Annotated in this window: 12 protein-coding genes; 5 read left to right on the forward strand and 7 right to left on the reverse strand. The window is 67.0% G+C overall.

Annotated features, from left to right (window positions below):
• The first annotated feature begins 33 nt into the window (after positions 1-33).
• Positions 34-948: a LysR family transcriptional regulator gene (locus FFS49_RS03065; protein ID WP_105818132.1), complete on the forward strand. Its 915-nt coding sequence runs from the start codon at positions 34-36 to the stop codon at positions 946-948.
• 69 nt (positions 949-1,017) lie between these two features.
• The gene (locus FFS49_RS03070; RefSeq protein WP_039360811.1) at positions 1,018-1,617 is read left to right on the forward strand and encodes a GNAT family protein; all 600 of its coding nucleotides are present in this window, start codon (positions 1,018-1,020) and stop codon (positions 1,615-1,617) included.
• A gap of 117 nt (positions 1,618-1,734) precedes the next feature.
• On the opposite strand, the gene FFS49_RS03075 is transcribed toward FFS49_RS03070, so the two are convergent.
• Both FFS49_RS03075 and FFS49_RS03080 read right to left on the reverse strand, forming a co-directional pair.
• Positions 1,735-2,313, reverse strand: coding sequence for a DUF4142 domain-containing protein (locus FFS49_RS03075; protein ID WP_039360813.1), 579 nt, complete (start codon positions 2,311-2,313; stop codon positions 1,735-1,737).
• Positions 2,314-2,707: 394 nt separating this feature from the next.
• Positions 2,708-3,331 (reverse strand): HAD hydrolase-like protein, encoded by a 624-nt coding sequence (locus FFS49_RS03080; RefSeq protein WP_039360815.1) that lies wholly within the window; start codon positions 3,329-3,331, stop codon positions 2,708-2,710.
• 203 nt (positions 3,332-3,534) lie between these two features.
• On the opposite strand from FFS49_RS03080, the gene FFS49_RS03090 reads away from it, so the two are divergent.
• Together FFS49_RS03090 and FFS49_RS03095 are read left to right on the forward strand one after the other, a co-directional pair.
• Complete coding sequence (locus FFS49_RS03090) at positions 3,535-3,978, forward strand: GNAT family N-acetyltransferase (RefSeq protein ID WP_105818131.1); 444 nt, start codon at positions 3,535-3,537, stop codon at positions 3,976-3,978.
• A gap of 57 nt (positions 3,979-4,035) precedes the next feature.
• The gene (locus tag FFS49_RS03095) at positions 4,036-4,254 is read left to right on the forward strand and encodes a DUF1653 domain-containing protein (RefSeq protein ID WP_006480837.1); all 219 of its coding nucleotides are present in this window, start codon (positions 4,036-4,038) and stop codon (positions 4,252-4,254) included.
• Between the two features lie 51 nt (positions 4,255-4,305).
• Here FFS49_RS03095 and FFS49_RS03100 read toward each other — a convergent pair whose 3' ends face one another.
• From FFS49_RS03100 to FFS49_RS03120, 4 genes are all read right to left on the reverse strand, one after another.
• Complete coding sequence (locus tag FFS49_RS03100) at positions 4,306-5,520, reverse strand: crosslink repair DNA glycosylase YcaQ family protein (RefSeq protein WP_105818130.1); 1,215 nt, start codon at positions 5,518-5,520, stop codon at positions 4,306-4,308.
• Between the two features lie 333 nt (positions 5,521-5,853).
• Entirely contained in the window at positions 5,854-6,924 is a 1,071-nt protein-coding gene (locus tag FFS49_RS03105) for a terpene synthase (RefSeq protein WP_105818129.1), read from the reverse strand.
• Positions 6,925-6,977: 53 nt separating this feature from the next.
• Positions 6,978-7,748, reverse strand: coding sequence for a polyprenyl diphosphate synthase (gene uppS, locus FFS49_RS03110; RefSeq protein WP_071332206.1), 771 nt, complete (start codon positions 7,746-7,748; stop codon positions 6,978-6,980).
• A 390-nt stretch (positions 7,749-8,138) separates the two neighbouring features.
• Positions 8,139-9,527, reverse strand: a complete 1,389-nt coding sequence (locus FFS49_RS03120) for an MFS transporter (protein ID WP_105818128.1) — start codon at positions 9,525-9,527, stop codon at positions 8,139-8,141.
• Between the two features lie 446 nt (positions 9,528-9,973).
• Here FFS49_RS03120 and treA point away from each other — a divergent pair, with 446 nt between their 5' ends.
• Entirely contained in the window at positions 9,974-11,713 is a 1,740-nt protein-coding gene (gene treA / locus FFS49_RS03130) for an alpha,alpha-trehalase TreA (RefSeq protein WP_105818127.1), read from the forward strand.
• Positions 11,714-11,810: 97 nt separating this feature from the next.
• Here treA and FFS49_RS03135 read toward each other — a convergent pair whose 3' ends face one another.
• Positions 11,811-13,298: a carbohydrate porin gene (locus FFS49_RS03135; RefSeq protein WP_105818126.1), complete on the reverse strand. Its 1,488-nt coding sequence runs from the start codon at positions 13,296-13,298 to the stop codon at positions 11,811-11,813.
• Positions 13,299-13,360: the final 62 nt, after the last annotated feature.

The raw sequence follows: 13,360 nt of genomic DNA on the forward strand, positions 1-13,360 counted from the left end.
TCGACATTCGATTCATATCTGATATAGACGATCATGCTCACGCACCGCCACATCGAAGTCTTTCGCGCGCTGATGGTCACCGGCAGCACGACGCGCGCGGCCGAGATGCTCTATACGTCGCAACCGACGATCAGCCGCGAGCTCGCGCGCATGGAGCAGGTCGTCGGCTTCGCGCTGTTCGAGCGCGCGCACGGCCGGCTGCGGCCGACGATGGCCGCGCTCACGCTGTTCGACGACGTGCGGCTCGCGTATGTGGGGCTTGAACGCGTCGCGGCAACCGCCGCGCGCCTGCGCGAGTTTCGCGACGGGCAGTTGTCGGTGATCGCGCTGCCGGCGTTCTCGCACGCGATCCTGCCCGGTGCGTGCCGGCGTTTTAGCGAGAAGCACGCGGGCGTCAGCGTGTCGGTGGCGACGCAGGAATCGCCGGTGATCGAAGAGTGGCTGACCGCGCAGCGTTACGACCTCGGGCTGACCGAGCGCGACGTCGCGCCGGCCGGCACGGTGCTCACGCCGCTGCTCGAATTCGATGAAGTGTGCGTGCTGCCCGACGGCCATCCGCTCCTCGCGCAGGACGCGATCGATCTGCCGGATCTCGCGGATCGCCCGTTCGTGAGCCTGTCGCTGAACGATCCATACCGCATCCTGATCGACGAGGCGTTCGCGCAGCTCGGCGTGGCGCCGCGCTCGGTCGTCGAAACCCCGTCGGCCGTGTCGGTGTGCGCGTTCGTGCGGCAGGGGCTCGGTGCCGCGATCGTCAATCCGCTGACCGCGCTCGATTTCGTCGGGCGCGACCTGCACGTGCGGCCGCTCACGCGATCGTTTCCGTACCGCGTCAGCGTGATCGTGCCCGAGCACCGGCCCAAGAGCCTGCTCGTCGATGCGTTCGCCGACGCACTGCGCAGCGAGGCGAAGGCGATTCGCCGCCGGTTGGCCGCGCTCCTCGGCTGACGCGGCCGTATGATCGGTGTTTCGCCGCCATCGCCGCCTCTTTTCCGGAACCTTTCATCGGAATCTTTCATGACCGACGTTTCTGCTTCCCTCGAACCACCGATCCTCACCGGCGAGCGCGTCGAACTGAGGCCGCTCGATTCATCCGACCGGCAGGCGCTGTTGGACGCTGCCGCGGATGGCCAGTTGTGGAACCTGAAGGTCACGGTCGTGCCGGGCCCCCAGACGATCGACGCGTATATCGACACCGCATTGCAGGGGCGCTCGGCCGGCACTGTGATGCCGTTTGCGATCGTCGATCGCGCATCGGGCCGCGTGATCGGCAGCACGCGTTTCTGGAAGATCGATCGCAAGAACCGCAAGCTCGAGATTGGCCACACGTGGCTGAGCGAATCGGCGCAGCGCACGCGCGCGAATACCGAAGCGAAATGGTTGTTGCTGGGCTATGCGTTCGACGTGCTGCAATGCGTGCGCGTGCAGTTCACGACCGACGAGCTGAACGAGAAATCGCGCGCGGCGATCCTGCGGCTCGGCGCGAAGCAGGAAGGTATCGTGCGGCACGAACGGATCATGCCGGATGGCCGCAAGCGCAATTCGGTGCGCTTCAGCATCATCGACGATGAATGGCCGGAAGTACGTGCGCGGCTGTTGGCGAAGCTCGCTACGTGACGCGTAACGCGTGAAGCGTAACGTTTGACATGCGTCGCGCCGCCGGAAGGGGGGCGGCGACGCGACGACAGGGGAAGCAGTGCGCCGCGCGTGATGTGCGGCGCTGCGGCGCGTTACTTACTGCGCCGATGCGAGGTGATGGCGCTCCGCGAGCTTCTGCGCGTCGGCGTAGTGCTTCTGCAGGATCGGCAGCGACTGGCGTGCGACTTCCTTCAGCTTCGTGTCGCGGCCCGACGCGATTTCGGCCTGGAATGCCGAGATGGCCTTCTGCTGGCCGGCGAGGGCGACCTGCTCGATATACGCCTTGTCGAACTCGGCGCCGCGCAGGTTCTTGATGCTGCTCAGCACGGCCGTGTCGGGGTCGTTGGCCGGCACGTCGACGCCGCGCGGGCTGGCTGCGCGCATCGCCTGGATGATCTTTTCATCGTCGGTCGACACGCGTTGCGCGAACGCCTTGACCTGGCTGTCCGACGTGCGCGAATCGGCGATGCGTGCCGCGTCGTGCTGCGTCGACACGGTCTTCGTGCCGTCGGTGATGAAGGCCTGGTCGGCTTCGTGGATGCGCGTCGCGGCGGCGGCCGGTGCGTTCGGTGCGGCCGGTGCCGGTTGTGCGGTTTGCGCGGTCGCCGTCACGGCGACGAGAAGCAGGCCAGCGGCAGACAAAGCAAGGCGCGAGATGGGGGGAAAGCGGTTCATGGGACCTCCTTTCGATCGGGGCTCTGGTTGAAAAACGGATCACGTGATCCGTCGCTGTGCGAGAGACCGGGCGCGCCCGGGCCGGATTCGACCGCCGCTCTGCCGCGGCGCCGGTCGAAGTGTTTCCCGGCCCGACCGATTCTAGGAGAGCGAACCGGTAGCAGGTGCAACCGCGCTGTGGTTTGTGTAACGGTTGGTAAGACGAATCGATGAGCCAGCGTGGCGACAGGTATTGCGTACCTGTCGCGTGCGCAGCGGCGGCAATTTTTGCGCGCATGGGGCGTGCGGGATGCACGTGTGTGTCATCGGCTTTTCATCGTTGTGCTGTTGTGTCGTGCGATGACGTGTGCGTCGATCGACGGGGCGAACCGGATGCGCGCAGCGCACGAATGCGTCACACGCGATCGAGCAATGCGTCGAGACGCGGCAGCAACGGTGTCGCGCAATGCGCCTGCAGCGCGTCCGGCGCGGTGTATCCCCACGCGACGCCCTGGAATGCAATGCGCGCGCGTCGAGCCGCTTCGGCATCACGGATTTCGTCGCCGACGTACAGCACTTCGTCGCTGCGCACGCCGGCCTCATGAACGAGTGCGCGCAGGCGGCGCGCCTTGCCGAACAGCGGAATGCCGCACGCGAAGTGCTCGACGCGGCTGCTGGCGTGCGGGCCGAGCCGGTCGCGCACGATCGCCTCGGTATTCGACGTGGCGATCGCGATGCGGATGCCGCGCGCAGCGAGCGCGTCGAACGTTTCGGCGACGCCGGGGAACAGCGCCACTTGGGCGACGCGCGGCTGCATCAGGCGGCGCATGTCGATCGTCACGCGCGGCACTTTCCACATCGGCACGTCGAGCGCGCGAATGATGTCGCGCGCCGACATGCCGCGCAGCGCCGGGCGCAGCTCGGGCGTGGCGTCGCGAAAACCGTGCATGCGCGACGCTTCCGACAGCGCCGCGAGAAAGCTGTCGAGCGAATCGGCGAGCGTGCCGTCGAAGTCGAATGCGATGAGGCGATAGGGCATGAAGCGGCGTGGCGGGTTTATGGGGCAGGCGATATTGTCACCGAATCGACGCTCGTCGCCTGCATGGTCGGTTGCGCCTGCGGCGACGCGAGGTAGTTGAGCAGCTTCTTCGCTTCGTCAGGATGGTCGGCGCCGCTTGAACCCCGCCGCGCCGCGCGGTATCGTCAGCGTCTCGCCTTCCGCCATCCCGACCGGAGACCGACGTGCCCGCTGCCACCCCCGCCACGCTGAGATTTTCCACCGACAAGCGCGAACTCGACGTCGACGCGATCTTCGACTTCCTGCATCGCGACGCGTACTGGTCGCAGGGCATTCCGCGCGACGTGGTCGAGCGGGCGATCGACGGCTCGCTGTGTTTCGGCGCCTACGTGGGCGACCGGCTCGTCGGGTTCGCGCGGCTCGTGACCGATCACGCGACGTTCGCGTACCTGTGCGACGTGTTCGTGCTGCCGGCCGAACGCGGCAACGGCTACGGCCGCGCGCTGATCGACCACGTGTTCGCGCAGGAGTGGGTGCAGGGGCTGCGCCGCATCATGCTCGTGACGTCCGATGCGCACGCGCTGTACCGGCCGGTCGGCTTCGAGCCGTGCGCGAATCCGGAGCGCGTGATGGAGATCCGCCGCCCGGACATCTACGCGAAACGCTGACGCGCGGCGCAGCGCATACAATACGCGCTTTCCGTTTTTGCCGAAGAGAAGCCCATCATGACCGAACAGGAAGCCGAACAGCTCGCGACGCATCGCCATTACAAGGGCGGGCTGTATCGCTACATCGGCGTTGCCCGCCATTCCGAAACCGAGGAATCGGTGGTCGTGTACGAACACCTGTGGCCGCATGCGCGCGGGCTGTGGGTCCGGCCGGAAGCGATGTTCAACGGCAACCTCGAAGACGGCACGCCGCGTTTCCGCAAGCTGCGCGACTGATTGACGGCCGGCGGCGCGCGCCGCCGCCGTGCCAGCCGGGCGCGCAGACGTCTACGCGCCTGCCAGCGCCTTCACCAGTTCCGGCGGGGCCTGATGCCCGACCGTGACTTCCGGCGTGCCGTGCCACGCCGCGAGCTTCTTCACTGCCTTCGCGACATCGGCTGCGAGCCCCGTGCCGACCCGCACGCCCGGCTCGACATGCACGGCCTTCAGTTCGAACGTGCCGAGCGTGCGATGCGCCTTCGCGTCGATGCGCCCGACCAGCCGCCCGCGATGCAGCACCGGCAGGCAGAAATAGCCGTAACGCCGCTTGTGCCCGGGCGTATAGCATTCGATCGTGTAGTCGAAACCGAACAGGGTCGACGCACGCCGCCGGTCCCATACCACCGGATCGAACGGCGACAGCAGCGTCGTGACCGTCGAGCGCAGCGTGTCGGCCTCCGCGGCCGGCAGCAGCGCTTCGAGCGAGCGATGCACGTAGGCCGGCTCCTTCCAGTCGTCGATCGCCACCGGGATCAGGTCGCCCGCGCCGGCGAGCTGCTCGAGTTCGGCGCGGTAGGAGCGGCGCGGCAGCCGATAGTAGTCGGCCACCCAGTCCGCACGCACGACGCCGAGCGCCCGGCACGTGTAGTCGAGCAGCGCGGGCAGCACGGCGCTGCGCGGCGGCAGGTCGCGCGTATCGTCCCAGTCGGGCAGCACGCGCTCGCGCACGTCGTACACGCGCTGGAAATTGCGGCGTTCCGACACCATCAGGTCGCCCGTCGTGAACAGCACTTCCAGGTGCCGCTTCTCGGGCTTGCGATCCCACCAGCCGTTGCCTTTCACGCCATCCTCGCGAGCGAAATCGGCCGACCGTACCGGGCCCTCGGCGCGAATCCGCGCGAGCAGCCGCTCGATGTCGGGACGATTCTGCTCATGCCACTCGGCCGCGTACTTCCAGCCCATTCCCGACGGATCGAGCATCTTGTAGCGCATCAGGCCGAACTGCTCGACCGGCAGGAAGCACGCTTCGTGCGACCAGTATTCGAACAGGCGCGCCTCGGCGAGATGTTCGTCGAGCCACTGCGGCGAGAAATCGCCGAGACGGCTGAACAGCACGAGATACGGGCTGCGCGCAACGACGTGAATGGTATCGATCTGCAACTGCGCCATCCGGCGGATCGCGTCGAGCACGTCGGATTTGGTTGCCTTGCGGCGGGGCGGCGTCAGCAGGCCTTGCGCGGCGAGATGCAGCGCGCGGGCGGCGGCGGTCGAGAGCGTAAGCATCGGAAGGGCGGCCGGGAGTGATGGTCGGGAACCACTTTAGCGCGAAAGCGGCGCGCGCGTGCGACGTGCCGATGCACCGCGTCTGACAATGCTTGACAGACGCGTTTTGCAAGTTTCCCTATAGTGCACTTCATGGCGCGACGATAAATACGCGCAACGATTTTGCTTCCGACGCACATATGTCCATGGCACGCAGGAAGCGAATCCGGGATTCTCAACCCCCATCGGGAGACCCGGAGCCCTGAGCGGACATCCATGCGGCTGTGCACCGGCCCCGTGTGGATGTCCGCTGATTTTTTTGTATTTTCCGGTTTTCCCCGCTGTTGCGACCCGTCAGATCGCGACACTCGTTTCCCCCGGCCGCAGCGCGCGCGACAGGTCGTAGTGCCGAGCCGCGCCGTAACGCGGCGAGCCGAAATGCCAGTCGTAGTTGCCGCGAATGTACGCGCGGGCATCGTCAAGCAGGCGTAGCGACGTCCGGTCGCCGGTGCGCGGCCGCACCCATGTTTCCAGATCCAGATACTCAGCCAGATATCCGTTGTGGATCCGGGCCGCCTCGTCGAGCGCGGCTTGCGGTGCGAGCCCTCTTTCGTGCATCAGGACGCAGACGAGATTGCTGCTCGATTCGCCGGCTTCCTTCGGATACGAAAAGATGTCGTTGCACAGGCACAGGATCAGGCCGGACAGCTTGCGCAGGCGTTGAACCGCTTCGTCGGCATAGAACGCGGCAGGCGCTTCGTAGTCCGCGGCGATGTCGATCAGCGCAAACGCACCTTCACCGCATCCGTTGTACGTGCGTCCGGAAAGGTATTCGGCTTCACTCGGCACGACGTCCGTCGCGTACCGGCCGGCTTCCCACAGCGTCGAGAACAGGAACGTCATCATGCCGGCCGTCCAGCGTGCGTATTGCGCGCGCGTGGACGTGGCCGCGATACGCGTGCAGATGTCCTGTGTTGCCCGTTGCAAGGCAGGCAGGAATGCGGCCATGTGCGGCAGCCGTGCTGCCAGCGCGGTACGCAGCGGCACCGGATCATGGCCGGCCGGATCGGCGATCATCTCGTACAGCCACAGGTAGAGCGCGCCGAGGTCGCCAGGGGAGCGCGCGGCGCCGTGCAGGCTGCACAGGCCGTCGTCGATCGAGAAGATCCAGCCGTATGCGCGGGTCGTCGTGCACAGGCCGTCGAAGGTCGAATGGGGATAGACGCGCGCGCAGTATTCGCCGACCTTGCCGTGACGGATGCCGCTGGCCCAGCGCGGATCGTCGAGCAGACCGTGGCCGTTCATCCACGCATGCAGGTCGGCTTCAGCACGGTCGGCGTCGGGATGCACGGGCGTTTCGAACGGATGGAACAGGTGCGGCAGCGTCAGCACGGGCGCGGCGGCAACGGTTTCGACGGGGGGCATGATGTATCTCGCGAATGGCGGGTGACGACGGATGTCGTGAAGGGCGGCGCGGCCTACTTGCCGAACCGGCGCGCGCGTGTGCCGTAGGCAGCGATGGCCTGTTCGAAATCGTCGCGCCCGAAATCCGGCCAGCACGTCGGCGTGAAATAGAACTCCGAGAAAGCGGTTTGCCAGAGCATGAAATTCGACAGGCGCTGCTCGCCCGATGTGCGGATCACGAGATCGGGCTCCGGCTGGCCGGCCGTATAGAGCCGGCTCTCGATCAGCTCGGGGCTGAGCTGCGCGAGCAACTGGTCGACGGTGCCGGCCGCGACGTGTTCCTCGATCAGCGAGCGGATCGCGTGCAGCACGTCGAGGCGGCCGCTGTACGCGACCGCGATGTTCACGTCGAGCCCGCGCGTGTGGGCCGTGCGTCGTTGCGCGGCGCCGATGCGCTCGGCCGTGGCGGGCGGGAGCTTCGTCAGGTCGCCGATCACATGCAGGCGCCAGCGGCCGCTGGCGGCGAGTTCATCGAAGACGTCGGCGATCACCGCGAGCAGGTCGCGCAATTCACCTGCGTCGCGACCGAGGTTTTCGGTGGACAGCGGCCACAGCGTGACGAACGGGATGCCGGCTTCCTCGCACCACGACAGCAGCGCATGCACGTTGCGACCGCCGGCCCGGTAGCCCTCGGCGGCCGGCACGCCGAGCCGGTCTGCCCAGCGCCGGTTGCCGTCGAGAATGACGGCGAGATGCGTGGGTAACGGATGCGGTACAACGCCCGGCGCGACAGGCGAGTTGGCGGCGAATGGTTCCGGCGCGCGCAAAATCAGCTCTTGAGTCATGCAGACTCCTTCGAGGCGAGGAAGCGATCGAAACGTGAAGCAGCGGATGGGATTGTTATGCCGGCTACCCGAATGTCGGCGTGGGGATAATGTTTGCGCCGATGTGCCCGCTCATTATTGGGCCATTTATTCCGGATTTTCAAGTTATCCGCGTGTGCGATGCCGCGGCGCGCCGGGCGCGCGGCAGGGCAGGCGTCGCGCCGGACAATGCGAGACCCGGGGCAATTCCGGACAGCCGGGTTTTCAGATCGATGCCGTTTTCAGATTGCGCTTTCGGCCTGCGTTTTCGGCGTTTCTGTTTTTTGAATAAATCCGGCGTTCGAAAATAAAAAGCGATGCAATTTGCCGGCAGCGCGATGGCGGCGAAAATGATTTCGCGGTGCCCGCCGCTTATTGCCGCTTGCCGCGCGCGACTTCGTCGCCGGCGCCGGGCGGCAGCCGCCGCGTGATCGGAATCGACGCGAGCGAGCACAGCCCGACCACGAGGAACGCGGGCCAGAAATCCGACCACATCATCTTCTGATGGCCCTGCAGCCAGTGCGAAATGTGCAGCACGAGGCCGGCGACCGTCACGCCGAGGCCGAGCGACATCTGCTGCACGACGCTGCCGAGGCTCGTCGCGCGGCCGGCGTCGCGCGGCGAGATGTCCGCGTAGATCATCGAGTTCAGGCTCGTGAACTGCAGTGCGGGGAAGATGCCGCCGACAAGCACGATCAGCCAGATCGCCCAGGTCGCCATGCCGGGATGGAACACGCCGTACGCGGCGATCGCGAGCCCCGCGAAGGCTGCGTTGTAGATCAGCACCGTGCGGAAGCCGAAGCGGCGCAGCGTGTGGGTGGCCGTCGAGCGGCTCATCGCGCCGCCGAACGCGGACGCGCACGTGATGAGCCCCGAATGGAACGCGCTCATGCCGAGCCCTTCCTGCAGCGCGAGCGGCAGCAGGAACGGCACCGCGCCGAGGCCGATACGGAACAGCGACCCGCCGACGACGCTCGCGTGATACGTCGGGATCTTGAGGAAGCTGAGGTCGAGCACCGGGCGCTCCTTGCGGCGCGCGTACGGTACGTACAGCGCGAGCAGGACGGTGCCGGCCACGCACATGACGAGCGCGTTCGAGCGTGACGTGAGCGAGCCGTCGATCAGCGTGAGGCCCATCAGCAGCAGCGCGGCGCCGCTGGCCGACAGCAGGAATCCGAACCAGTCGAGCGGGCCGGGATCGGGCTCGCGCGTGTTCGCGATGTGCTTGCTCGCGAGGTAGATCCCGTAGATGCCGATCGGCACGTTGATGAAGAAGATCATCCGCCAGTGCAGGTAGGTCGTGATGAAGCCGCCGACGAGCGGCCCGACCGTGGGCCCGAACAGCGCGGGAATCGCGAGGTAGTTCATCGCGCGCACGAGATCCGAGCGCGGCACGGCGCGGAAGATGATGATGCGGCCGACGGGCACCATCATCGCGCCGCCCACGCCCTGGATGAAGCGCGCGAACGTGAGCACGCCGAGGGAATTGGATGCCGCGCACATCAGCGAGCCGACGACGAAGATGCCGATCGCGGTGCGGAATACGGAGCGTGCGCTGAAGCGGTCGGCCAGCCAGCCGCAAATCGGGATGAACACGCCGAGCCCGACCACGTAGGCCGTGATCGCAATGTTCAACGTGACGGGGTTGTGCCCGAAGTCCCTCGCCATCGCGGGGAGGGCGGTGACGATGATGTTCGCGTCGACGCTTTCCATGAACAACGCACAGGCAACGATGAGCGGTGCTAGAAAGACGGGCGACATGGGCTGGGCGCGCGGTAAAGACGCCATTATGCCCACAATGTGACCGTTGAGTCACGTACGACAACAGTTGTTCCGCATGTTGCAACAGTCGTCCTGGTTGGCGGTGGCGTGGAAAGAACGACTGCGCGTCGCTGCTGCACGGGTTCAGGGTCGGGCTCGGGCCGTGCGATGCGCTGCGCCCGACGTCGTCGCGCATGCTCTGCTCGCGATCGTGAGAGGGCGCGTCGATGCAGCGGGGCGCTCGGCGAGGCACGAGTGGCGAGCCAGGCGCGGTTTTCTGCGCGAGTCGCCCGAATCGAAACTTGCTTGATGTGCACGTTTCGTGCGAAAGTCGGGCCCACTCGCACCACAAAACGACGCGCATCGATCGAAGGCCATCGAGACGAGCGCGCGCGCGAACGAGACCTCGTGCCGACCCACTCACCATCGAAAGGAGGGGACACGTCATGACGTCACATCGTGTCGCATCGATCGCATCGCGCATCTCGAGTCGCTTCTCAAGTCGTTCCGCAGCCCGACTCGCACCGCCACCCGCGCCGCCCACGCCGCGTCTTCGCTGGGCCGCCGCACTGGCCGTCGCCTATCTCGCCGTTGCCGGCTGCGCCGCGCAGGCCGACAACGCGAACCAGGCCGCTGCCCAGTCGCCACCGCCGGCAACAGCTGCAATTGCCACCGCCGCATCGGGCACGCTGCTGCCGCCGCCGAGCCAGCTCTACGGCGACCTGTTCGTCGCGGTGCAGACCGCGCAGATCTATCCCGACCAGAAGACCTTCGTCGACGCGACGCCCGATAGCGATCCCGCGACGATCGTGCAGTTGTATCAGCAACAGAAATCGCAGCCGGGCTTCTCGCTGAAGGCGTTTGTCGCGCAGCATTTCACGCCGCCGCCGGAAGGCGGCGTGACGCCCCCGCCGAACCAGACGCTGCGCCAGCACATCGACTGGCTGTGGCCGCAGCTCACGCGCACGAGCACGACGGTGCCGCCGTACAGCTCGCTGATCCCGCTGCCGAAACCGTATGTCGTGCCCGGCGGCCGCTTCCGCGAAGGCTACTACTGGGATACCTATTTCACGATGCTCGGGTTGCAGGTGTCGGGCCGCGAGGATCTCGTCGACGACATGCTCGACAACTTCGCCCACCTGATCGATACGATCGGGCACATCCCGAACGGCAACCGCACGTACTACGCGAGCCGCTCGCAGCCGCCGTTCTTCGCGTACATGGTCACGCTCGCCGCGCAGGCCGAAGGCGACAAGGTCTATCAGAAATACCTGCCGGCACTGCGCAAGGAATATGCGTACTGGATGCAGGGCGAAGCCACGACACCGCGCGGGCAGGCCACGCGCAATGTAGTCGCGATGCCCGACGGCGCGGTGCTGAACCGCTACTGGGACGCGAGCGATACGCCGCGCGACGAGTCGTATCTCGAGGACGTGACGACCGCGAAGTCGGCGCCGGGGCGTCCGGCGAACGAGGTCTATCGCGACCTGCGCGCGGGTGCCGAAAGCGGCTGGGACTACAGTTCGCGCTGGTTCGGCGACGGCAAGACGCTCGCGACGATCCGCACGACGTCGATCGTGCCGGTCGACCTGAACAGCCTGATGTTCCATCTCGAGACGACGATCGTGAAGGGCTGCGCGGTCACGCGCGACGTTGCGTGCGTGACCGATTTTTCCGCGCGCGCGGCGCGGCGCGCGGCCGCGATCAACCGCTATCTGTGGAACCGCAAAGGCTACTACGGCGACTACGACTGGCAATTGCGCAATCCGCGCGACGCCGTGACGGCCGCTGCGCTGTATCCGCTGTTCGCGGGCGTGGCGTGGCCCGAGCGCGCGAAGGCGACCGCGCGCGAGGTGCGCAAGACGCTGCTGCAGCCGGGCGGCCTCGTGACGACCACCGAGAACACCGGGCAGCAGTGGGATGCGCCGAACGGCTGGGCGCCGTTGCAGTGGATCGCGATCGACGGGCTGCGCCGCTATGGCGAACCGGCGCTCGCGAAGGACATCGGCACGCGTTTCCTGTCCGACGTGAAGCATGTGTATGCGACCGAAGGCAAGCTCGTCGAGAAGTACGTGGTCGAAGGCGCCGGCACGGGCGGCGGCGGCGGAGGCGAGTATCCGTTGCAGGACGGCTTCGGCTGGACCAACGGCGTGACGCTGAAACTGCTCGGGCTGTACGGCGAGTGACGCGCGGCGCGGGCCGCGCGCTGGTGTTGCAAGAGAACCCACGGGCCGGCCGGTCGCGCAAGCGGCCGTCCGGCCCGTGTTCGCTTCAGGCCGTGCTTCAGAACGTGATCGTCGTGCGCACGCCGACCACCGTTTCGTCGCCGATGCGCGCACCGGCCGCGTTCGGGTTCGGGATGCCGCCGCCCGGGCGGAAGAAGTGCTGCAGGTCGGCCTGCAGTTGCCACCACGGCGTGACCTGGTACTGGTAGGTCGCTTCGACGACCGTCTCCGCGCGGCGCACCGGGTAGCCGGGCGTCGTGTAGACGCCGGTGTCGCCGTCGAGGCCGCGCGCGTGCGAGCCGACTTTCGCGTAGCCGACCGCAATACCCGCGACGTCGTTGTCGCGCCCCTTGAACGGCGCCTTCAGCGTCACGCCGGCGTTGGCCGCGAAATCGACGATGTTGCGATCGCCCGGCGCGCCCATCACGCGCGCGAACACGTTGACCGAGCGCGGGCTGTCGGCCGACGGCCGCCACACCATCTGGTCCGCGACTGCGTAGAACCCGTAGTTGCCGCGATGGGTGGCGGCAATGCCGTTGCTTTCCGGATTCGCGAGCGACAGGCCGTCGGTGCCGTAGCGCGGATCGTTCGCATGCTGCGACTGATACCAGAAGCCGAGCTTGTACGTGCCCGGCAGGCCAACCGGCTGCGGCGCCTTCGGATCGGCGGGCGGCGCGTTCAGCGCGTACTGCACTTCGCCGATCACGTATGCGCCGCTGCGCAGGTTGAAGTTGGTGCCGTGCGCGTTCAGCACCTGCGCATCGCCGTCGGTGCGGCCGGCCGGATTGCCGTCGAACACGCCGACCATCGCGGTCCACGCATCGGCCGGCTTCACGCGCAGCCGCACGCCGAGCGACGACAGCGGGTACGCGGGGCCGCCGGCCGGCAGGTCGGTCGACGGCAGCACGGGCCAGCCGAACGTGGCGTTCATGAACGTCGCCGCGTTCTGGCTCACCATGAATTCCTGGTCGACGCTTTGCTGGCCGACCTTCACGTCGACCTTGCCGTCGAGCAGCGACTGCTGGTACCAGAGCTCCCACAGGCGCGTGGTCGAATTCGCCTCGATGCCGGTCGCGGTCTGCAGCGTCTGCAGATTGCGCTGCGTGAGGTTGGTGCCGTGAATCTGCAGCGCCGACACGTTGAACGTGCCGCCCGGCAGCCCGACCGCCTTGCCCGTGTCGACGTTGAAACCGAATTGCGTGAGCCCCTGGTACGCGCCGCCGCGATTCGTGCCGCCCGACGTGTTGTACAGGTACTCGCTGGTTTCCTGCAGGCTCAGCGTGATGCCGTGATCGCCGAGCACGTCGCGCAGGCCGCCCATGTTGCCGAGCAGGTTCGAGCGCTCCCAGAAGCCGGTGGGAGCGGGCGCGGCAGCATCGGCGGCCTGTTGTGCGGGAGCGGCGGCGTCGCTGGCGCCGGCCGCCGGTTCGGCCGCGGCCGGCGACGACGCTTGCGCGAACGCGGGCGCGGCGGCGAGCGACAGCATGAGCGCGGCGAGCGCGTTGAGGCGGAGCTTGCGCGGGACGGGTCCGAGGTAGTTCTTCATGTGGGTTCCGTTGACGGTTTGATTAGTTAAGCTGACGAAACGAAAACGTGATGCGGGAAATG

This window comes from Burkholderia sp. 4NA327C6, from assembly GCF_005502655.1.
GTDB classification, from domain to species: Bacteria; Pseudomonadota; Gammaproteobacteria; order Burkholderiales; family Burkholderiaceae; genus Burkholderia; species Burkholderia contaminans.

What these genes read in the sequence shown, in the direction of transcription:
- FFS49_RS03075 (WP_039360813.1), bottom strand. Translation starts at nt 2,313, where the DNA reads ATGAACCGCTTTCCCCCCATCTCGCGCCTTGCTTTGTCTGCCGCTGGC.
- FFS49_RS03105 (WP_105818129.1), bottom strand. Translation starts at nt 6,924, where the DNA reads ATGCCCCCCGTCGAAACCGTTGCCGCCGCGCCCGTGCTGACGCTGCCG.
- FFS49_RS03080 (WP_039360815.1), bottom strand. Translation starts at nt 3,331, where the DNA reads ATGCCCTATCGCCTCATCGCATTCGACTTCGACGGCACGCTCGCCGAT.
- FFS49_RS03070 (WP_039360811.1), top strand. Translation starts at nt 1,018, where the DNA reads ATGACCGACGTTTCTGCTTCCCTCGAACCACCGATCCTCACCGGCGAG.
- FFS49_RS03095 (WP_006480837.1), top strand. Translation starts at nt 4,036, where the DNA reads ATGACCGAACAGGAAGCCGAACAGCTCGCGACGCATCGCCATTACAAG.
- FFS49_RS03120 (WP_105818128.1), bottom strand. Translation starts at nt 9,527, where the DNA reads ATGTCGCCCGTCTTTCTAGCACCGCTCATCGTTGCCTGTGCGTTGTTC.
- treA (WP_105818127.1), top strand. Translation starts at nt 9,974, where the DNA reads ATGACGTCACATCGTGTCGCATCGATCGCATCGCGCATCTCGAGTCGC.
- FFS49_RS03135 (WP_105818126.1), bottom strand. Translation starts at nt 13,298, where the DNA reads ATGAAGAACTACCTCGGACCCGTCCCGCGCAAGCTCCGCCTCAACGCG.
- FFS49_RS03065 (WP_105818132.1), top strand. Translation starts at nt 34, where the DNA reads ATGCTCACGCACCGCCACATCGAAGTCTTTCGCGCGCTGATGGTCACC.
- uppS (WP_071332206.1), bottom strand. Translation starts at nt 7,748, where the DNA reads ATGACTCAAGAGCTGATTTTGCGCGCGCCGGAACCATTCGCCGCCAAC.
- FFS49_RS03100 (WP_105818130.1), bottom strand. Translation starts at nt 5,520, where the DNA reads ATGCTTACGCTCTCGACCGCCGCCGCCCGCGCGCTGCATCTCGCCGCG.